The organism is Vibrio sp. 2134-1 (assembly GCF_033339495.1).
In genome coordinates, this window is record NZ_JAWOUS010000508.1 from 1 (window position 1) to 660 (window position 660).

Consider the following 660-nt stretch of genomic DNA (forward strand, 5'->3'; position numbering starts at 1 on the left):
CATTACAAGAAGAGTGAATGATGAAAAAAACAATCACACTATTAACTGCATTACTCCCGCTTGCTTCTGCAGTTGCCGAAGAGCCAACCTTATCACCAGAAATGGTTTCAGCGTCTGAAGTGATCAGCACGCAAGAAAACCAAACCTATACCTATGTTCGCTGTTGGTATCGCACCAGCTACTCGAAAGATGATCCGGCGACCGATTGGGAATGGGCAAAAAACGAAGATGGTAGCTACTTCACCATTGACGGCTACTGGTGGAGCTCCGTTTCATTTAAAAACATGTTCTACACCAACACGTCGCCAAACGTTATCCGTCAGCGTTGTGAAGCCACATTAGATTTGGCGAACGAGAACGCAGACATTACGTTCTTCGCCGCTGACAATCGCTTCTCATACAACCACACGATCTGGAGCAACGACGCAGCAATGCAGCCAGATCAAATCAACAAAGTGGTTGCTCTCGGTGACAGCTTGTCTGATACAGGCAACATCTTTAACGCATCACAATGGCGCTTCCCTAACCCGAACAGCTGGTTCTTAGGTCACTTCTCCAACGGTTTTGTGTGGACAGAATACATTGCCAAAGCGAAGAACCTTCCGCTCTACAACTGGGCTGTGGGCGGTGCGGCTGGGGAGAAGCAATACATCGCGCTAA

1 pseudogene is annotated in these 660 nt (G+C 48.0%); it reads left to right on the forward strand.

What is annotated here, in order from left to right:
• Positions 1-17: 17 nt before the first annotated feature.
• A pseudogene (locus R7R78_RS26925) lies at positions 18-660 on the forward strand (type 2 secretion system lipase); the annotation flags it as partial.